Raw genomic sequence first — 18,142 nt, 5'->3', positions numbered from 1 at the left:
AGCCCCGTCAGGGGTCGATGTCGGCGGCCGCCCGCTCGACGAAGATCCGGAGGGCCTCGGCGGTGACCGGGCCGGGGGCGCCGGGCAGGGTGTGGCTGTCCACGCGGTGGACGGCCTGTATGTCGCGGGTCGTGGAGGTCACGAAGACCTCCTCGGCCCGGTACAGCGCGTCCAGCGGCAGATCGGTCTCCTTGGCGCCCACCCACTCCAGCACCAGCGCGCGGGTGATCCCGGCGAGGCAGCCTGAGGAGAGCGGCGGGGTGTGCAGCTGGCCGTCGAGGACCACGAAGACATTGGAGCCGGTGCCCTCGCAGAGCGCGCCGACCGTGTTGCCGAAGAGGGCCTCGGTGGCGTCCTGCTCGCGGGCGCGGGCGAGCGCGACCACGTTCTCGCCGTACGAGGTTGTCTTCAGGCCGGTGAGCGCCCCGCGCTCGTTGCGCGCCCAGGGGACGGTGACCACGGCCGTGGCGTCGGGCCTGCGGGCCGCCTCGACCAGCGCGACCACCACGGTGGGCCCGGCCGTGCCCCGGTCGGAGCCGAGCGGTGAGATCCCTCCGGTGTAGGTGATCCTCAGCCGTCCGAACGCCACGGGGTGGGCCTCGAGCACCTCCTCGCAGCCCCGCCGCACCTCGTCCAGGTCCGGCTCGGGGAGCCCCAGGCCCGCGGCCGAGCGGGCCAGCCGCCGCAGATGGCGGGTGAGCGCGAACGCCTGCCCCTCGGTGGCCTTGACGGTCTCGAAGACGCCGTCGCCGACCGTGAGCCCATGATCGAACACGGACACCATGGCGCTGTCCGGGTCGCAGAGGGATCCATCGAGCCAGATGGCCGGTTTCATCGCGTCGCCCTTCCCGTCGTCTGCTGTACACCCGACGCTACCGCGAGCAGCCGGGCGGCCTTGAGTTCCGTTTCGTCCCATTCGCGCTCCGGCTCTGAGCCCCATGTGATGCCCGCCCCGGTGCCGAACCGCAGCACGGCCCCGGCCGGGCCGCGGTCGATCCAGAACGTCCGTATCCCGACCGCCAGCTCACCGGTGCCGCGGTCGGCGTCGACCCAGCCGATACCGCCGCAGTACGGGCCGCGGGGCGCGGCCTCCAACTCCTCGATGACGCGCAGCGCGCTGGACTTGGGCGCTCCGGTGACCGAGCCGGGCGGGAAGGTGGCCGCGAGCAGTTCCGGCCAGCCGGTGCCGGGGGCGAGTTCGCCCCGCACCGTGGACACGAGGTGGACCAGACCGGGGTGCGGTTCGACCGCGCACAGCGCCGGGACGGTCACCGAGCCGGTGGCGCAGACCCGGCCCAGGTCGTTGCGGACCAGGTCCACGATCATCACGTTCTCGGCGTGGTCCTTCTCCAGCAGGTCCTCGGGGACGCGGCCGGTGCCCTTGATGGGGCCGGACTCCACGGTGCGCCCGGTGCGCCGCAGGAACAGTTCGGGCGAGGCCGTGGCGACCTCCACCCCGTGGGCCGGCAGCCTTACGGTGCCCGCGTACGGGGCGGGGTTGCCCAGGGCCAGCAGCGCGGTCAGCGCGTCCACATCGGCCCCGGCCGGATCGGGCAGCGGCGCGGACAGCACCCGGCAGAGGTTGGCCTGGTAGACCTCGCCGGCCGCGATCCGCCGCCGGACGGTGCGCACCCCCGCGGTGTAGGCGGCCCGGTCCAGTGACGAGGTCCACTCCCCCGTCCCGGGGCCGCGCCAGCCGCCGGGCGCGGGCGGGGGCACCGGCTCGGTTCGTACATCGCCGAAGCGAGCGCAGACCAGACGGCCCTCGAAGTCCGCGACAACGGCCCAGAAACCCTGGGTTTCCAGGGCCGACGGGTCGCTGGTGACATCCCGTAGATCGGTGGCGAGCAGGCCGCCGAAGCGGGCGAGCGGGGGCAGGTCGTGCACGGTTGCGAGTCTATGGCGCCCAGGTCAGGGCGGCCTCGGGAGGGAGTGCGGCGCGCGAGCAGGGCAGCACGCTGCGGAAACGGAATTTGAGCTGGCCCCGGAATCCGCTAGAGTTCAACACGTCGCCGGGACGCGGAAGCGCCCCGGAGAAACGACACCTGCGGACGTGGCTCAGTTGGTAGAGCATCACCTTGCCAAGGTGAGGGTCGCGAGTTCGAATCTCGTCGTCCGCTCGGAGTGGGGGTTTCGACCCCCACGGCTGGTGGAGTGGCCGAGAGGCGAGGCAACGGCCTGCAAAGCCGTCTACACGGGTTCAAATCCCGTCTCCACCTCGGACGATTAGCTCAGCGGGAGAGCGCTTCCCTGACACGGAAGAGGTCACTGGTTCAATCCCAGTATCGTCCACTCGGATCCTCGCGGATCCACCCTGCGCGATTAGCTCAGCGGGAGAGCGCTTCCCTGACACGGAAGAGGTCACTGGTTCAATCCCAGTATCGCGCACGCAGTCCTGCGGACGATTAGCTCAGCGGGAGAGCGCTTCCCTGACACGGAAGAGGTCACTGGTTCAATCCCAGTATCGTCCACATCGATCGATGGAGGGCCGGAGCGAAAGCTCCGGCCCTCTGACGTTTCTCGGGCCGAGAGGCTTCTCAGGACGAGAAGAGCATATGCCCGAAGCCGCGCTTGTGGTGGCCGTGGTGGCCATGGTGGCCGCCGTGGTGCCCGTGCTGCGGGGCGCCCCACGCGGGTGCGGCCGGGTACGCCTGCGGGGCGCCGGGCGGGGCGGGCGGCGCCGCTTGCGTCCACTGCGACTCAAGGCGAGTCAGTGCCTCCAGCTCCCCGTAGTCCAGGAAGATCCCCCGGCAGCCGCTGCACTGCTCTATCTGCACGCCATTGCGGTTGTACGTGTGCATCGGCGCATGGCACTTGGGACACTGCATGGTCCGCTCAACTCCTCATGCTTCGGACAGAGCGCGCCGGAACATGCGCCCGGGCGCGTGGACTTCACCCTACGGCCTCATCCCGCGGCCTCCATGAAGTGGGCGATGCGGACGGACGCCTCCACCATCGCCTCCTCGGCCTCGTCCAACGCCCGTCCGGCGGCGGCCGCCTTGGCGAGGGCGAGCGCGGCGGTCTGGACGGTGAGGGCGCGGGCGGGCACGTCCAGCCGCGGCCAGGGATCGCGCTCCCCCGCGGCGGAGCCGCCCGCGGCCCGGTACGCGCCCAGGAACCGCTCCCAGTCCTCGGCGGCGAGCAGCCCGGCGGCGTACCAGGCGGCGGGGCGGGCGAGGTCCCAGGCCGGGTCGCCGAGGCCGAGGTCGTCGATGTCGATCAGCCGCCAGTCGGTGGCGCGGTGGCGGATGAGCTGGCCGAGGTGGAGATCGCCGTGGCAGAGCCGGTTGTCTTCGCTGCCTTCGTTGCCTTCGCGTGGGTCCACGCGGTCGCCGCGGTCCCGGCGTTCCACGCGGTCTCGGCGGTCCCGGCCTTCCCTGCGGTCTCCGCGGTCCCGATGATCCGGGCGGCCCACGCGATCCATACGGTCCGTACGGTCCACACCCCGCGCCCAGCCGGGCAGCCCGGCCCAGGCCCGCAGCACGGCCCGGGTGGCCACGCTGTCGGGGAGCGCCGCCGCCCGCAGCCGGGCGATGGCGCGGGCCGCCTTGACCGGGCCGCGCATCGCCGGGAGCGGGCCGGGCAGTTCGGCGATCGGTACGGCGTGCAGCCGGGCCAGCAGCTTTCCCGCCTCGACCCAGGGGGCGGCGTCCGGCGCGTCGGGTGCCACGGGTTCGCCGTACGGCCAGAGGGTGACCTGCCGGCCGTCGGGCAGCACGCCCATGCCCTCGACCGGCGGCAGCAGTATCTCCGCGCACCGGGGGTGGGCCGCGACGCCGAGCCGGACGGCCAGCTCGGCCGGGTCCGTGCCGGGCGGATGCGCCTTGGCGACGACGTGGCCGCACCGGACGACGGTGCCGTCGGGCCGGTCGGCCAGGACGGTCACCTCGGCGGTGGCATCGCGCTGGGCCCGGCGGAGGGCGGTGGCGAGCTGCGCCGCGGTTTCGCTCACGGCTCCCCCCATGTCATCGGCTGCCCCGGGATCGTAGCTCCTGCCGGGCAGGGTGCCGGGACGCTGGACCTCCTGGTGTCGGGCGATCACCCGGGCGCGGGCCGCACATTCCCCCATCCGTAGATGGGTTACAAACTTTGAACTCTGTAACTCTTGGCGGTACGTTTCGGCGCCATGGACACACAACACACAGGAACCGACGCGCCGGAGGACCTGCCGAGCAACTGGGGCCGGTGGGGCGAGGACGACGAGCGCGGCACGCTCAACCTCATCACCGGGGAAGCCCGGGCCAGGGGCGCGGCGGAGGCCCGCACCGGGCGGACGGTGTCACTCGCGCTTCCGATCCGGCCGGCGCCGCTCATCAGCGGCCCCTTCGCGCCCTCCACCCAGGACGCCTCGCCGGTCCAGCAGATGATGGTGTACGTCGGCTCCCCGGCGCCCGCCACGGCGGATGTGATGCTGGTGACCAACCACCACCCGCGCTCGACGCACCTCGACGCGCTGGGGCACACGATCCGGGACGGGCGGGTCTATCCGGGGCGGCCCGTGGACGAGGCCGTGACACCCGCCGGTGCCCGGCACGGCTCCACAGCCGCGTACGCCGCCGGGATCGCCACCCGGGGAATCCTGCTCGACCTGGCGGCCGACGGCCCGCTGCCCAGTGGGCATGCGGTCACCTCACGGGACTTCGAGGCGGCCGAGGAGCGCCAGGGCGTACGGCTGGAGTCCGGGGACGCCCTGGTGGTGCGCTGCGGATGGCCCATGACGCCCGACCCCGACCGGCCCATGCCGGGGATGAGCCTGGACGCGGTGCGCTGGATGCACCGGCGCGGTGTGTCGCTCTACGCGGGCGACATCGGCGACGCACACCCGGACCTGGACCCCGCCTGCCCCCTGCCGCTGCACCGGGTCGCCCTGCCGATGATGGGTCTGCCCCTGATCGACGCCGCCGAGGTGGACGAGCTCGCCGCCGTCTGCGCGGAGCTGGGCCGCTATGCTTTCCTGCTCACCGTGGCGCCGCCGCGTATCCACGGGCTGACCGGGGTGCCCGTCAACCCGCTCGCGGTCTTCTGACGAGCCACTAAGCGCTCCGCTGGAAGTGCCCTGACCTGCCGTCGATCGTCTGCGGCGCCGTCGTGGCTGGTCGCGCAGTTCCCCGCGCCCCTGCGGGGCGCCACCGAACCGCAGCCGCATTCCGCCGATCCGCTTAGGAGGAACTGGAGTTGAGGGAGCAGTCGGTGCCCGCCGCCGGGGCCGGGAGCCGCGCGGCGCGGTTCGTACGGAACGGCGAGCCCTGATGCGTTCGGTCCCCCTCGACGCCGAGACCATCCTGACGGCCACCGAGGACGTGCTGCGCCGCCATGGACCGGCGAAGGCCACGGTGCTGGACGTGGCGCGGGCCCTGGGAGTCAGCCACGCCAGCGTCTACCGCCACTTCCCGTCCAAGGCGGCACTGCGCGAAGCCGTCACCCGACGCTGGCTCGGCCGGGCGCGCGACCCCCTCGCGGCGATCGCGGCCGACCCCCGGCAGGCCCCGCCCGAGCGGCTCCGCACCTGGTTCACCACGCTCTTCGCCGCCAAGCGGACCCTGTTGTCCGAGGACCCGGAGCTCTTCGCCACCTACCGGGTCCTGACGGCCGAGCACAGCAGCGCGGCCGCCGACCATGTGACCGACCTGATCGAGCAGCTGCGCGTCATCATCGCCGACGGCGTCACCAGCGGCGACTTCACCTCCCCCGACCCCACCGCGACGGCGCGGACCGTCTTCGACGCCACCATGGCCTATCACCACCCCGCCCACGCCCCCGAGTGGCGGTCCCCGGGCGCCGAGGCCGCCTTGGAGTCCGTCTGCGCCCTGCTCATCAACGGCCTGCGCTCCCGCTGATCCCTTGAACGCCGCCCTCTGAGCGCCGGACGGCCGACGCCGCGCGCGTACGAACCGCGTCTCGAACAGGCCGAGCTCGACGGCTCGACGGATCACACCGTGTGGCGGCACATCGAGCGGCACGAACCGGGCCGCGTTGTGCACGCGCTGTACGAGGGCACGCCCGACAACATCGGCCGGGGCGTGCCCCTCAACGAGCACCCCCGACACGGCTGACCTCGCCGCGTAGGTCGCCCCGGGCGACGACGGCGAGCCTAGCGTCGCGACCGGCATCACGCAGCTCACGGCCGCCTACGTGCCGAACATCCTCCCGAACAGGCTGCACCGCTCGAGCCCCGTCGGCCGCAGCGACTACGCGGGCGTACACGACCTGTTCGACGCCCTCGAGGAGACATGGACATCATGGATGCCGACATCCGCCTCGCCCGCGGGAGGCTGATCGTGCCCGACGGCTACTTGCGCGGCGAGGGCCCGGGCAGCGGTGCATCGTTCGATGATGATCGCGAGGGTCTGGCACGGCCTGAAGATGCCGCCCAACGAGGGCAGCGGGATCACGCTGAATCAGTTCACGATCCGCGTCGAGGAGCACCGGCGCACCGCCGAGAGCGTCGTGCGGCAGACCGTGCAGACCGCCGGATACGACGCGCAGGCGTTCGGCCTCGACGGCGACGGCCCGCGACGAAGGTCAAGGCGTTGCATCCGGAATGGGACGACACCGCCGCACAGGCCGAGGTCGCGCTCATCCTCGCCGAGACCGGCGCCGCCGCGCCCGATCCTGTTGTGGCGTTTCCCTCTGAACTAAAGAAGATCAGCTATTTGCCAATGCCAATGACGTCAGCGGCAGCACTGACGCCCGTAGCTACGGCAGCAATGGCAGTCACGATCAAGGTGAGGAAGAGGAGTTTTGTAGGCACATCCATGCGACTCCAGTAGGAGCCAACCGGCATGTCTACAGTGAAGGCCACCTTCCCGCGCGCCGTGGCGTGACGCGCGATGTACCGACTCACGTTGCCAAGCTGTAGGCCGATGAACACGGCAAACAGCCCGGTGTTCACCCCGCCCAAGATCTTGTTGTTCGGGAAGGCGTCGAAGAGCAGGCTGAGCCCCAGCCAGAAAGCAAGGGACAACATCGCACCCAATGCCAGCTTCGCGTCCTTCTTGGCCGACCTTGGATCGAGGGACCCGTTTCGGTTCTGGAGAAAGACCTCCAGCCGAGCGAACTGACCAGCCACCCAAATCTGATCAGCGCCGTAGAACTCGACCTCGACTCCGTCATCGGTTACAGAGATTCCGACGGTACGTCCTGCCGTCGAGTCTTCAGCGGTGACGCCGTAGTACACCCAAGGCACGCGGTCGTCATACTGCGACGACCCCTCAACAGCAGCGATCAAGTCTGCCAGCGTCGCGGCCGTGTAGCGGATGTTGTTGTGGATCGTCATCACTTCAACGTTTGAGGGATGAACCCCATTCGTGGCGATGTCAGTCATCCGAGCAAGGTCGGACCGTCCCAACCGTGATGAGTGGAACGTCCCTCGCAGAATGGCTTGCTGTGGCGCGGCAGTCATGCGCGTCAGTATGCCGCGAGATGGACAGGGCCACGACACGCTGTGGCCACAACTACGCGTCCGCCAGGGGAGGTTGATGACCTTACCAATCCACCCCGGCATGGTTGAACCCCTCGCCGACCGCGCCCGCGACCTGTACGCGGGGAAGCCTCGACCGCGCCAGGGCGAACATCGTCGAAGCGGTCCGGCGCGGTATCCCCATGCGCGCCGGCATCGTCGAAGTGATCGAGGGGCAGCGCGTCGAGCAGGCCAAAGCGGAGCTGCACCGGCTGGGCATCGATGAAATCCAGGTCGACCGCATGCGCAAGGTCGGACGTGCGGCCGAGCCGGGCGCGAGCACGCCGACCGCCGCCGAACTGTGCGGGCACTGCTTTCGGCACCGCGTGTCCGTCTCCCCCGACGGGGCCGTGTCCGGCTGCATCCTCAGTCGCTTCATGGTCGCCGGCAACGTCCGCGAACAGCGTCTCGCCGAGATCCTGCACAGCGGCCGATGGGGCGAGATGATTGCGGCCGTGCCCGAGCCGCGGGCCGGCGCCTGTACCCCGGACGATTCGAACGATTGCGACCCCGCCCGTACGCCCGCCTGCGCCCCGAAGCACTTCACGCCCGCCCCGACCCCCTCTCTTGGAGTTCACGCGTGAACTGGTCCACCCGCGCCGTCGCTCTGGCCGGCGCCGCAACACACCGGCACTCCCGATGGGCGCCGGCCGTCGCCGCTACGCCACGACACCTGTTCGTACCCCGATGGTGGGAGCGCGGTTCGGACGGCTGGGAGCTGCACGACGGCCCCTCAGACCCGAATCGCTGGCTTGACGCGGCGTACCGCGACACCTCGCTCGTGACCCGTATCGGCCCCTTACACGCCGACTACGCCATGAAGGCCGACCGGCCGCACGGTCGGCCGACGTCCTCGGCCACGCTGCCGAGCCTGGTGGTGGGCATGTTCCAGCATGCCCGCATCGACGATGGCGACCGGCTGCTCGATGTGGGCACGGGAAGTGGGTACGGGGCCGCCCTCGCTGCCCGCCGGCTGAGCGACGAGCAGGTGACGAGCGTCGATGTCGACCTCTACCTGACCGAGGCCGCCCGCGAGCGGGTGGGCGAGGCTGGGGTCGCTCCCACGCTCGACACGATCGACGCGACCGGGGACCTGCCGTACGAGTCTTCGAGCTTCGATCGGATCGTCGCCACCGTGCCGGTACGGACGATCCCGGAAAGCTGGCTCCGGGTGCTTCGCCCCGGCGGTCGGCTGGTGACCACGATCGCCGGTACCTCCCTCCTCGTCACGGCCGAGAAGGACGAGGACGGGGGCGCGACCGGGCGCGTCGAGTGGGACCGGGCAGGGTTCATGCACGCTCGCCACGGTGACGACTACCCGCCCGGCGCGGCCGTTCGCCTCGCCAAGGCCGCGGAACTGGACGGAGATGAAGTGACTCGCGGTCCGTACCCCGTCGTCGACGTGGCGAACGCGTGGGACCTCGCGTCCATGCTCGACGTCGAGGCGCCCGGTATCGAGCACGAGTACCGGGAGGACGGCGAGCAGCGCGTCGCGCTCATGGCACATGCCGACGGATCGTGGGCCCGGGCCACGGCGACAGGGAACGAGCGGCCGACCGTGCACCAGGGCGGCCCCCGTCGGCTGTGGGACGCCCTCGACAAGGTCCGCGACTACTGGCTGAGTCACGGCGAGCTACCGGTGCGAGGGGCCCGGGTGGACATCATGCCCGACGGCCGTACCTTCCTCGGCCGCGGGAAGTGGCAAGCCGAGCTGAGCTGATCCCGGCGGGAGCCGCAGCCCCGGTGTCGCGTCGCGTGACGTCGCGTGAAGGGTCCTTACGGCGGCGGTCGCTCGAACAGGCCCCAAAAGGCGCGATGCCCGGACAGCTCCCCAGCTGTCCGGGCATTCGTGCCGTCCGCCGCACCCCCGTCCCCACGGGGTTAATGGCCGGAAGTCCCCGGCCCGGGCCGCTCTCCCGGGCCCGGGGCGCCTCAGCGCCCCAGCATTCCCGCCACGGACGACGCTTGTGTGACGACGGCATCCCAGCCGCCGAAGGTGATGGTCAGGAGGATGGCCATCGGCAGCACCATCGCCGCCGCGACCAGAGGATGGCGGGTGCCGGTCTGCGGGCCGCCGAACGCGTCCACCGCCGCGCTCACGGACCTGCGACGACGTGTTCCGATGAGCGTGCGTCCAGCCGTGTCCGCCATCGTCCCTCCTCCGTCACATCTGGGGGCGGCGAGCGTCTGACCTCGGGGGACGAGTGCTGCGCCCGCCGCTTGACGACAACATTAGGCGCGCACCCCGGTCCTCGGCGTCATGCCTTCGTACCCATTGCCGGGCCTCCCGGAGGATGACCCCGGGAGGCGCCGACTACTCCCCTGGGTGGAGACGCGCCCTCACGCCTTGGGGTCTTCCCGGAGGGGACCGCGGAAGAGATCCCTCCGGAGACCCTCCGGAGCCGGCGGAGTGTGCCCCTCCGAGCGCCAGCGGGCCCTACTCACCCTCCCCCTCCTCGCTCCGCGGCACCGGCTGCTCCACCAGGGCCAGGACCCGGTTGGCCATGAAGCGGGCCGTCCGCACCACGGACCCATTACGGGTGACTTCGCTCACTTCCACCACCCCCCGCCGGACCGCCGTCTCGACCCTCCGGCCCGCCCTGGTGGCCACCACTTCATACGTCCGCGTCGTGTCCCCCGCGTCCACGACTATCTCCACACGATCACCCTTCACGGTCTCAATCCCCCTTCTGAGACGGCCTTTTGAGATCACGCAGCAGCGGGCCCGAGCGCGGATTGCCACGATTCCGGCCCACTTCTCCAGGATCCCAGGCACCACTGACAATCCATCGGCCGACGCATGCGCGGCCTCTCAGCGCGAGGGGCCGTCAATCCGTAAGCTGTGCACGTCAGACGGACGGCAACGGAACAACAGCGGCGAACCGACGGCAGTTCGACGGCAAACGGCAAGCAGACGGCAGCGGATGGGCTCCCCACCAGCGGTTAGGGCCTCTCTGGAGTTGTGATCTGGATCAGGGAGCGGGGCGTGGTGCGTGCGATCGCAAGGCGCCGGAAGGCCCTCGTAGCGGAGCTACTAGGGCATTTCGGCAACGCCGCGAGCGTGCGTGCCACGCCCCGCGAGCCCAGATCACAACTCCGGACAGGCCCTGAGGGAAGGGGCCTCCCCACCGGAGGTAGGGGACGGACATGGCGATGATGCGGCTCCGGCGCGAGGACCCGCGTGTCGTCGGCTCCTTCCGCCTCCACCGGCGGCTCGGCGCGGGCGGCATGGGGGTGGTCTACCTCGGCTCCGACCGGCGCGGACAGCGGGTGGCCCTGAAGGTGATCCGGCCGGACCTCGCCGAGGACCGGGAGTTCCGGTCCCGGTTCGCCCGGGAGGTCTCCGCCGCGCGGCGGATCCGCGGCGGTTGTACGGCCCGGCTGGTGGCCGCCGACCTGGAGGCCGACCGCCCCTGGTTCGCCACCCAGTACGTACCGGGCCCCTCCCTCCACGACAAAGTGAACGAGGAGGGCCCGCTGCCCGCCGCCCAGGTCGCCTCGATCGGGTCGGCGCTGGCGGAGGGGCTGTTGGCGGTCCATGAGGCGGGGGTCGTCCACCGCGACCTCAAGCCCTCCAACATCCTGCTCTCTCCCAAGGGCCCGCGCATCATCGACTTCGGCATCGCCTGGGCGACCGGGGCCAGCACCCTCACCCACGTGGGCACGGCGGTCGGCTCGCCCGGCTTCCTCGCGCCCGAGCAGGTGCGGGGCGCGGCGGTGACCCCGGCGACCGACGTCTTCGCGCTCGGCGCCACGCTCGCGTACGCCTCGACGGCGGACTCGCCGTTCGGGCACGGCAGTTCCGAGGTGATGCTCTACCGGGTGGTCCATGAGGAGCCGCAACTGCTGGGCGTCCCCGACGCCCTGGCGCCGCTGCTCCACGCCTGTCTGGCCAAGGACCCGGAGGACCGGCCGAGCACCCTGCAACTGTCACTGCGGCTGAAGGAGATCGCGGCGCGCGAGGCGCACGGTCACGGTGCCGGTTCCGGTACCGCGGGCTACGGCGGCGGGCCGGGCCGTCCCCCGGCGCGGCGCCCCGAGGCGTACGCCGACCAGCACACGGAGCGGCGCTCCGGCGGTACGCCCGCGCCGCGGAGCGGGCCCCCGTCCCAGCGGCCGGGAGCCAGTACGGGCGGGTCCTCGAGCCGCCCCTCGGGGCGGAACACACCCGCGCGCCCGGCGCAGCGCCGGGGTGGCCCGCGGCCACCCGCGCGTACGGGGCGCCCGGCCCAGACCGTGCGCACCTCGCCGAACGGACGCCGCCCCACCGGGCCCAACCGCCGGCTGCTGCGGCAGCGGCTGACCGTGTTCGTCGTGGTGACGCTGCTGGTGGCGCTGGGGATCGCGGCGGCGCAGGGCTGCCAGGGCCCGGCGAACGGCCTGGGCGCGCCGCCCGGGCCGACCGGGTCGGGGGCAGTCTCGTCGGTGGCGCCGCGCTCGGCAGTACCGCACTCGGTGACGCTCCACTCCGTAGAGCCGCGGTCGGCGGCACCGGCCTCGGTGGCGGCCGCGCCTGACGGCCGCCAGGGCACGTCCGACGGATCTTGACGCCTGCGGCGGGCTGTTCCCCTCCCCGCCCCTTCCCACAACTGGGGCTCCGCCCCTTAACCCCGGGGTCCCGGGGGCTAAGGTCCTTCTCCCACGGAGATCCGTCAGAAGGACCCTAAGCCCCTCCACGCGGCGCAGCCGCATACCGATGCCGCAGGAAGGGGCGGGGGAGGGGGAAAGCGCCGAGATGCGGCTCCGCCGCGTAGCGGTCAGGGCCCCGCTCTGCCCGACGTGACCGCGTAGAAGGCGACCGCCGCCGCCGCGCCCACGTTGAGGGAGTCCACGCCGTGGGCCATGGGGATGCGGACCCACTCGTCCGCGGCCATCAGCGCCTGGGTGGAGAGCCCGTCGCCCTCCGCGCCCAGCATCAGCGCGACCCGCTCCAGACGGTGCGGGGCCGCGTCGTCGATGGTGGTGGCCTTCTCGTCGGGGGTCAGCGCGAGGATCTTGAAGCCCGCCTCCCGGACCGCCTCCAGTCCGCGCGGCCAGCTCTCCAGCCGGGCGTACGGCACGGAGAAGACGGCGCCCATGGAGACCTTGACCGAGCGCCGGTAGAGGGGGTCGGCGCAGTCCGGGGAGAGGAGCACGGCGTCCATGCCGAGGGCCGCCGCGCTGCGGAAGATGGCGCCCGTGTTGGTGTGGTCGTTCACGGATTCCATGATGGCGACGCGCCGCGCGTCCGCCAGGATCGTCTCCGCGTCCGGCAGCGGCTTGCGCTGCATGGAGGCGAGGGCGCCGCGGTGGACGTGGTAGCCCGTCACGCGTTCGGCCAGTTCGGGGCTGACGGCGTAGACGGGGGCGGGGACGTCCTCGATGACGTCCCGCATCACATCGACCCACTTGGACGACAGCAGCATCGAGCGCATCTCATAACCGGCGACCCGGGCGCGCCGGATCACCTTCTCGCCCTCGGCGATGAACAGGCCCTCGGCCGGCTCCCGCTTGCGTCGTAGCTCCACATCGGTCAGACCCGTGTAGTCGCTCAGCCGCGGGTCGTCCGGATCATCGACGGTGATGAGATCAGCCACTTAAGTGATACTGCCTTGTCCTGGATGCGGTGCCAATGAGCCCGACGCGAATAAGTTACCGGCGGTTACGTCCGATGACGTCACCGGTGGTCACGGGACGAGAGGGCGACGACCTCACCGATCACCACGACCGCCGGGGGCCGTACGCCCTCGGCCGCGACCTTCTCCCCGACGGTGGCGAGGGTCGCGTCCACCCGGCGCTGGGCCGGGGTGGTGCCCTCCTGGACCACGGCGACGGGGGTGTCGGCGGCGCGGCCGTGGGCGACGAGGGCCGCGGCGATGGCGCCGATCTTCTCGACGGCCATGAGCAGCACCAGCGTGCCGCGCAGCCTCGCCAGCGCCGCCCAGTCCACCAGGGAGCTGGGGTCGTCGGGGGCGACATGGCCGCTGACCACCGTGAACTCATGCGCGACGCCCCGGTGGGTCACCGGGATCCCGGCCGCGCCCGGGACGCTGATGGAGCTGGAGATACCGGGCACGACGGTGCACGGGATACCGGCCTCGGCGAGCGCCTCCGCCTCCTCCATGCCGCGCCCGAAGACGAAGGGATCGCCGCCCTTGAGGCGGACCACCGACTTGCCCGCCTTGGCGTGCTCGATCAGCGCGTTGTTGATCGCCTCCTGGGCCATGAAACGGCCGTACGGGATCTTCGCCGCGTCGATCACCTCGACATGCGGCGGCAGCTCATCGAGCAGATCGCGCGGGCCGAGGCGGTCGGCCACCACCACGTCCGCCTCGGCGAGCAGGCGTCGGCCGCGCACGGTGATCAGGTCCGGGTCGCCAGGGCCGCCGCCCACCAGCGCCACATGGGGGCCACGGGTGCGGTGACGGGGCGCGGCGAGGGTGCCGTCGCGCAGCCCCTCCACCACGGCGTCCCGTACGGCGGCGGAGCGGCGCGGGTCCTGCCCGGTGAGGACGGCGACGGTGACGCCCTCGCTGCGTCCGGTGGCCGGGGTCCAGGCGGAGGCGGCCTCGGCGTCGTCGCTGCGCACACACCAGATGCGGCGCGCCTCGGCCTCGGCGGACGCGGCGGCGTTGGCCTCCGGGTCGTCGGTGGTGATCAGGACGTACCAGGCGCCCTCGAAGTCGCCCTCCTGGTAGCGGCGGCGCTCCCAGCGCACCTCCCCCGCCTCGGCCATGGCCTCGACGGAGGCCGTGGCGGACGGCGAGATCAGCAGGATGTCCGCACCAGCCGCTATCAGCGCGGGGAGCCGGCGCTGGGCGACCTGACCCGCCCCGAGGACGACGACACGCCGCCCGGACAGGCGCAGCCCGACCGGGTATGCGAAGTTTTCGGACATGACGGTGCGGCTCTCCTCGTGCGAAGCAACGGCCGCTGCGGCGCTGGAGCGGCTGATCGACTGTGGGGCGGGGCCCCCGCCGACACCCTACGCGGCGGGGGCACGCATCAGTTCTTCTCCGTGACCCCTGCGGAGTCGAACGTGGCCACCTCGTGCATCGCCCGTGCGGCGCTCTGCACCACCGGGAGGGCGAGCAGCGCCCCGGTACCCTCGCCAAGCCGCAGATCCAGGTCGACCAGGGGGCGCAGGCCCAGCTTGTTCAGCGCCGCCACATGGCCCGGCTCCGCGCTGCGGTGGCCCGCGATGCAGGCCGCCAGCACCTCGGGCGCGATGGCGCGGGCGACCAGCGCGGCGGCCCCCGCGCTCACCCCGTCCAGGATCACGGGCGTACGCAGCGAGGCGCCGCCCAGCAGCAGCCCGGCGATCGCGGCGTGCTCCAGCCCGCCGAACGCCGACAGGACGGCGATGGGGTCGGCCGGATCGGGCTGGTGCAGCTCGAGTCCGCGCCGTACGACATCGATCTTGCGCGCGTGCATCTCGTCGTTGATGCCCGTGCCGCGCCCGGTCACCTCGGCCGGGTCGGCGCCGGTGTAGATGGAGACCAGGGCGGCGGACACGGTCGTGTTGGCGATCCCCATCTCCCCGGTGAGCAGCGCCTTGTTCCCGGCGGCCACCAGATCGCGGGCCGTCTCGATGCCCACCTCGATGGCGCGCAGCACCTCCTCGCGGGTGAGCGCGGGGCCGACGGTGAAGTCGCCGGTGCCCGCCCGCACCTTGCGCGGCAGCAGTCCGGGGGTGCTGGGCAGCTCACTCGCCACCCCGACGTCCACCACGCACACCTCGGCGCCCACCTGGCCCGCGAAGGCGTTGCAGACCGCGCCGCCGCCCAGGAAGTTGGCCACCATCTGGCCGGTGACCTCCTGCGGCCAGGCGGTGACGCCCTGGGCGTGCACCCCGTGGTCGCCCGCGAAGATCGCGACGGCCGCGGGCTCCGGGATCGGCGGCGGGCACTGCCGGGACAGCCCGCTCAGCTGGGCGGAGATGATCTCCAGCATGCCGAGCGCGCCGGACGGCTTGGTCATCCGCTTCTGCCGCTCCCACGCCTCACCGAGCGCCTTGGCGTCCAGCGGGCGGATGCCCCGCAGGGTCTCCTGGAGCAGATTGTGCGGGTCCCCGCCGGGCAGGGTGCGGCGGCCGTACGCCTCCTCGTGGACGACCCAGGACAGCGGGCGGCGCTTGGACCACCCGGCCTTCATCAGCTCGGGCTCCTCCGGGAACTCGTCGACGTATCCGACGCACAGATACGCCACGACCTCCAGATGCTCGGGCAGCCCGAGCTCCCGCACCATCTCGCGCTCGTCGAAGAAGCTGACCCAGCCGACGCCGAGGCCCTCGGCGCGGGCGGCGAGCCACAGGTTCTCCACCGCGAGCGCGGAGGAGTACGGCGCCATCTGCGGCTGGGTGTGCCGGCCGAGGGTGTGGCGGCCGCCGCGGGTGGGGTCGGCGGTGACGACGATGTTGACCGGGGTCTCGAGGATGGCCTCGATCTTCAGTTCCTTGAACTGCTTGGCCCGGCCCTTGGGGAGGGACTTGGCGTACGCGTCCCGCTGGCGCATGGCCAGCTCGTGCATGGCCCGCCGGGTCTCCGCCGAGCGGATCACGACGAAGTCCCACGGCTGGGAGTGCCCCACGCTGGGCGCGGTGTGCGCGGCCTCGAGGACGCGCAGCAGGACCTCGTGCGGGATGGGGTCGGGCCGGAAGCCGTTACGGATGTCCCTGCGCTCGCGCATCACGCGGTGGACGGCGGCGCGCTCGGCCTCGTCGTACCCCTCGGCGCGGGGGCCGATGGGGATGGGGACCGCTTCGGGCTCGGGCTCCGGCTCGGTTTCCGACTCGGGCTCCGGCTCCGCTGCGGATTCGGGGGCCGTTTCGGGGGTGGCGTCCTCGGGGTTCACGTCCTCGGGGGCCGTCTCGGGTTCCGATTCCGGCTCGGGCTCCGGCTCGGGGGCGACGGCCTCGGCGTCCGCGGCTTCGGAGTCGGCGGCGTCGGGCTCCGTGGCTTCGGGCTCGGCGGCTTCCGCGTCCGTGGTCTCCGGTTCGGCGGTCCCGTCCTCGGGCTCGGTGGGTTCCATCGCGTTGGCCTCGGGCTCGGTGGCTTCCGGGGCGTCGGATTCCGGGGCACCGGCTTCCGGCTCCGTGGCCTCCCGCTCGGTGGCCTGGGTCTCGGGCTCGGTGGCCTCGGGCTCGGTGGCTTCGCCTTCGGAGGCCGTTTCGGGGGCCGTGGCCTCGGGTTCGGCGGGCTGGGCCGCCGCCCCTGCTTCATCCGTGGGCTCGGTGGCCTCCGTACCGGTCTCCGGCGCTGCCTCGGCCGCCGCTTCCGCCTCCGGCTCGGCGGTCGTCGCCTCGGCCTCGGCGGTCTCAGGTGCCTCCGCCTCGGGAGCTTCGCTCGCGGCGGCCTCGGCGTCCGGGGTGTCCACCGCCTCGGCCTCGGGAACCTGCTCCTCCGGTGACGGCTCCTCAGCCACAGCCTCGGCCGCTGCCTCGGGGGTCTCCGCCTCGGGGGTCTCCGCCTCGGCGGCGGACGGCTCGGGCTCCGGCTCGGCCGCTGCCTGCTCAGGCGCCTCGGCCGCCGCCTGCTCCTCGGCGGGCTCCTCCCGCGTCGCGGCCTCGGCCTCCGGTGCGGCCTCCGCCTCGGGCACGGCCTCGGCCTGCGGCTCGGCGGGCGCCTCCTGCTGGGGCGCCTCGGCGGCGGGCGGTTCCTCGGCGACGGCGGACGCCTCGGGCTGAGGCGTCTCGTCGGCCACTATCGAGTGCCCCGGGTCCACGGCGGTCTGCTCCACCGCTTCGGCGGGCTGCTCCGGGAGTTGCTGAGCAGCCTCCTGGGGGGCCTCGGCGGCAGGAGCGGTCGGCACCTCGATCGCGATCGGCTCATGGGCCAACTGGGCCGGGATCTCCGGCGTGGCCTCCGCGACCGGAGCCGGGACGGGCTGAGCCCCGGGCAATTCGGTGATGGGCTCGGTCTGGGCCTGGGCCGGGATGTCGACGACCTGCTCCTCGGCCACGGCGGCCTGCGGGGCGGGCTCCACGTCGGGCGCCCCGGCCTGGGCCGGAATGCTCGCGCCCGTCTGGTGCGGGTCCACGGCAGCCGGGTCCACCACCGCCGGGTCCACATACGCCTGGTCCATCGCGACCGGCTGCGCCTCCGGCGCCACCGCCTCGGGCTGGGCGAACGGCTCGGGAGCGGGCTCCGCTTCGGGCACCTCCGCGACCTGGGGCTCCTCGGCCGGAACGCCCGTCTCCACGGGAACGGCCTGCTGCGCCGGCGGCGTGGAATCCCACGCGTCCCCCGGCGGCGGGGCGTCGACGAGCTGCGAGAGGTCCGCGAGCTGGGGCCCGGGGAGCCGACCCGGGTCGTCGGGCTGCGGGGTGAAGTACTGCGGCCCGGCCGCGTACTGGGGCGCGGTGGAGTAGTCCGCCGCCAGCGGCTGCTCGGGCATGACGGGCTGCTGCTCGGGAACGACGAACTGCTCAGGCGCGGCGAACGGCTGCTCGGGCATGACGAACTGCTCGGGTCCGGCGAACCGCTGCTCGGGCATCCCGCCCTGCTCGGGCGCCGGGACGCCCTGCTGGGCCCCCGCCCCGTACTCCGGCTGCGGCTCGGGCCGCGCCTCCGGCTGGGACGCGACCTGGTGTGGCACCTGCGGCTGCGGCTCAGGCGCGGCCTGCGGCTCCAGAACCTCCGGAACGGCCTGCTGCTCCGGCGCCGCCCGCGGCTGGGGCTCCGGCTGGCGTACGGGTGCGGCGTG

Annotated in this window: 16 protein-coding genes and 5 tRNA genes; 11 read left to right on the top strand and 10 right to left on the bottom strand. The window is 72.7% G+C overall.

The features are described 5' to 3' along the window. Nucleotides 1-7 precede the first annotated feature (7 nt). A complete protein-coding gene (locus GWI24_RS12575) occupies nt 8-835 on the bottom strand; it encodes an aminotransferase class IV (protein ID WP_210946033.1) in 828 nt (275 codons plus the stop codon). After that, nucleotides 832-1,887: a chorismate-binding protein gene (locus GWI24_RS12570; RefSeq protein WP_210946032.1), complete on the bottom strand. Its 1,056-nt coding sequence runs from the start codon at nt 1,885-1,887 to the stop codon at nt 832-834. Before GWI24_RS12570 ends, GWI24_RS12575 begins: the two co-directional genes overlap by 4 nt. A gap of 160 nt (nt 1,888-2,047) precedes the next feature. On the opposite strand from GWI24_RS12570, the gene GWI24_RS12565 reads away from it, so the two are divergent. From GWI24_RS12565 to GWI24_RS12545, 5 genes are all read left to right on the top strand, one after another. Next, a tRNA-Gly gene (locus GWI24_RS12565) sits at nt 2,048-2,120 on the top strand. A gap of 28 nt (nt 2,121-2,148) precedes the next feature. Further along, nucleotides 2,149-2,219: transfer RNA gene (locus GWI24_RS12560), tRNA-Cys, on the top strand. Nucleotide 2,220: 1 nt separating this feature from the next. Continuing rightward, nucleotides 2,221-2,292: transfer RNA gene (locus GWI24_RS12555), tRNA-Val, on the top strand. A 24-nt stretch (nt 2,293-2,316) separates the two neighbouring features. Then, nucleotides 2,317-2,388 (top strand) — tRNA-Val (locus GWI24_RS12550). Nucleotides 2,389-2,399: 11 nt separating this feature from the next. Next, a tRNA-Val gene (locus GWI24_RS12545) sits at nt 2,400-2,471 on the top strand. Nucleotides 2,472-2,537: 66 nt separating this feature from the next. Here GWI24_RS12545 and GWI24_RS12540 read toward each other — a convergent pair. Both GWI24_RS12540 and GWI24_RS12535 read right to left on the bottom strand, forming a co-directional pair. After that, complete coding sequence (locus GWI24_RS12540) at nt 2,538-2,828, bottom strand: zf-TFIIB domain-containing protein (protein WP_210946031.1); 291 nt, start codon at nt 2,826-2,828, stop codon at nt 2,538-2,540. Nucleotides 2,829-2,905: 77 nt separating this feature from the next. Next, nucleotides 2,906-3,952 carry a phosphotransferase gene (locus GWI24_RS12535; protein WP_210946030.1) on the bottom strand — a complete coding sequence of 349 codons (1,047 nt, stop codon included), beginning with the start codon at nt 3,950-3,952 and terminating at the stop codon, nt 2,906-2,908. 174 nt (nt 3,953-4,126) lie between these two features. Between GWI24_RS12535 and GWI24_RS12530 the strand changes: the two genes are divergently transcribed. From GWI24_RS12530 to GWI24_RS12520, 3 genes are all read left to right on the top strand, one after another. After that, nucleotides 4,127-5,026 (top strand): cyclase family protein, encoded by a 900-nt coding sequence (locus tag GWI24_RS12530; protein WP_210946029.1) that lies wholly within the window; start codon nt 4,127-4,129, stop codon nt 5,024-5,026. Nucleotides 5,027-5,249: 223 nt separating this feature from the next. Then, nucleotides 5,250-5,837, top strand: a complete 588-nt coding sequence (locus tag GWI24_RS12525) for a TetR family transcriptional regulator (protein ID WP_210946028.1) — start codon at nt 5,250-5,252, stop codon at nt 5,835-5,837. Nucleotides 5,838-6,330: 493 nt separating this feature from the next. Further along, nucleotides 6,331-6,639, top strand: a complete 309-nt coding sequence (locus GWI24_RS12520) for a hypothetical protein (protein ID WP_210946027.1) — start codon at nt 6,331-6,333, stop codon at nt 6,637-6,639. Nucleotides 6,640-6,649: 10 nt separating this feature from the next. Here GWI24_RS12520 and GWI24_RS12515 read toward each other — a convergent pair whose 3' ends face one another. After that, nucleotides 6,650-7,324, bottom strand: coding sequence for a hypothetical protein (locus GWI24_RS12515; protein WP_210946026.1), 675 nt, complete (start codon nt 7,322-7,324; stop codon nt 6,650-6,652). 278 nt (nt 7,325-7,602) lie between these two features. On the opposite strand from GWI24_RS12515, the gene GWI24_RS12510 reads away from it, so the two are divergent. Beyond that, complete coding sequence (locus GWI24_RS12510) at nt 7,603-8,043, top strand: SPASM domain-containing protein (RefSeq protein ID WP_247616262.1); 441 nt, start codon at nt 7,603-7,605, stop codon at nt 8,041-8,043. After that, nucleotides 8,040-9,179 (top strand): methyltransferase domain-containing protein, encoded by a 1,140-nt coding sequence (locus GWI24_RS12505; protein ID WP_210946025.1) that lies wholly within the window; start codon nt 8,040-8,042, stop codon nt 9,177-9,179. Before GWI24_RS12510 ends, GWI24_RS12505 begins: the two co-directional genes overlap by 4 nt. Before the next feature lie 212 nt (nt 9,180-9,391). On the opposite strand, the gene GWI24_RS12500 is transcribed toward GWI24_RS12505, so the two are convergent. Continuing rightward, nucleotides 9,392-9,610, bottom strand: a complete 219-nt coding sequence (locus tag GWI24_RS12500) for a hypothetical protein (RefSeq protein ID WP_210946024.1) — start codon at nt 9,608-9,610, stop codon at nt 9,392-9,394. A gap of 286 nt (nt 9,611-9,896) precedes the next feature. Continuing rightward, nucleotides 9,897-10,133 (bottom strand): hypothetical protein, encoded by a 237-nt coding sequence (locus GWI24_RS12495; protein WP_037951761.1) that lies wholly within the window; start codon nt 10,131-10,133, stop codon nt 9,897-9,899. A 473-nt stretch (nt 10,134-10,606) separates the two neighbouring features. Here GWI24_RS12495 and GWI24_RS12490 point away from each other — a divergent pair, with 473 nt between their 5' ends. Continuing rightward, nucleotides 10,607-12,007 carry a serine/threonine-protein kinase gene (locus GWI24_RS12490; protein ID WP_210946023.1) on the top strand — a complete coding sequence of 467 codons (1,401 nt, stop codon included), beginning with the start codon at nt 10,607-10,609 and terminating at the stop codon, nt 12,005-12,007. Between the two features lie 209 nt (nt 12,008-12,216). Here GWI24_RS12490 and GWI24_RS12485 read toward each other — a convergent pair whose 3' ends face one another. The 3 genes from GWI24_RS12485 to cobT all read right to left on the bottom strand — a co-directional run. After that, nucleotides 12,217-13,035 carry an RNA methyltransferase gene (locus tag GWI24_RS12485; protein WP_210946022.1) on the bottom strand — a complete coding sequence of 273 codons (819 nt, stop codon included), beginning with the start codon at nt 13,033-13,035 and terminating at the stop codon, nt 12,217-12,219. A gap of 80 nt (nt 13,036-13,115) precedes the next feature. Then, nucleotides 13,116-14,336: a uroporphyrinogen-III C-methyltransferase gene (gene cobA / locus GWI24_RS12480; protein ID WP_210946021.1), complete on the bottom strand. Its 1,221-nt coding sequence runs from the start codon at nt 14,334-14,336 to the stop codon at nt 13,116-13,118. 107 nt (nt 14,337-14,443) lie between these two features. Continuing rightward, the coding region (gene cobT, locus GWI24_RS12475) for a nicotinate-nucleotide--dimethylbenzimidazole phosphoribosyltransferase (RefSeq protein ID WP_210946020.1) at nt 14,444-18,142 on the bottom strand (3,699 nt) is incomplete at its 5' end.

The sequence above is a fragment of the Streptomyces sp. MK37H genome (assembly GCF_018035285.1).
GTDB lineage: Bacteria > Actinomycetota > Actinomycetes > Streptomycetales > Streptomycetaceae > Streptomyces > Streptomyces endocoffeicus.
The sequence above is the reverse complement of the archived record's forward strand: the minus strand, read 5'-3'. Positions and strand labels throughout refer to the sequence as shown.

Coding starts and splice junctions, on each gene's coding strand:
- GWI24_RS12575 (WP_210946033.1), bottom strand. CDS start 835: ATGAAACCGGCCATCTGGCTCGATGGATCCCTCTGCGACCCGGACAGC.
- GWI24_RS12540 (WP_210946031.1), bottom strand. CDS start 2,828: ATGCAGTGTCCCAAGTGCCATGCGCCGATGCACACGTACAACCGCAAT.
- GWI24_RS12530 (WP_210946029.1), top strand. CDS start 4,127: ATGGACACACAACACACAGGAACCGACGCGCCGGAGGACCTGCCGAGC.
- GWI24_RS12525 (WP_210946028.1), top strand. CDS start 5,250: ATGCGTTCGGTCCCCCTCGACGCCGAGACCATCCTGACGGCCACCGAG.
- GWI24_RS12520 (WP_210946027.1), top strand. CDS start 6,331: ATGATGATCGCGAGGGTCTGGCACGGCCTGAAGATGCCGCCCAACGAG.
- GWI24_RS12515 (WP_210946026.1), bottom strand. CDS start 7,324: ATGACTGACATCGCCACGAATGGGGTTCATCCCTCAAACGTTGAAGTG.
- GWI24_RS12510 (WP_247616262.1), top strand. CDS start 7,603: ATGCGCGCCGGCATCGTCGAAGTGATCGAGGGGCAGCGCGTCGAGCAG.
- GWI24_RS12500 (WP_210946024.1), bottom strand. CDS start 9,610: ATGGCGGACACGGCTGGACGCACGCTCATCGGAACACGTCGTCGCAGG.
- GWI24_RS12490 (WP_210946023.1), top strand. CDS start 10,607: ATGGCGATGATGCGGCTCCGGCGCGAGGACCCGCGTGTCGTCGGCTCC.
- cobA (WP_210946021.1), bottom strand. CDS start 14,336: ATGTCCGAAAACTTCGCATACCCGGTCGGGCTGCGCCTGTCCGGGCGG.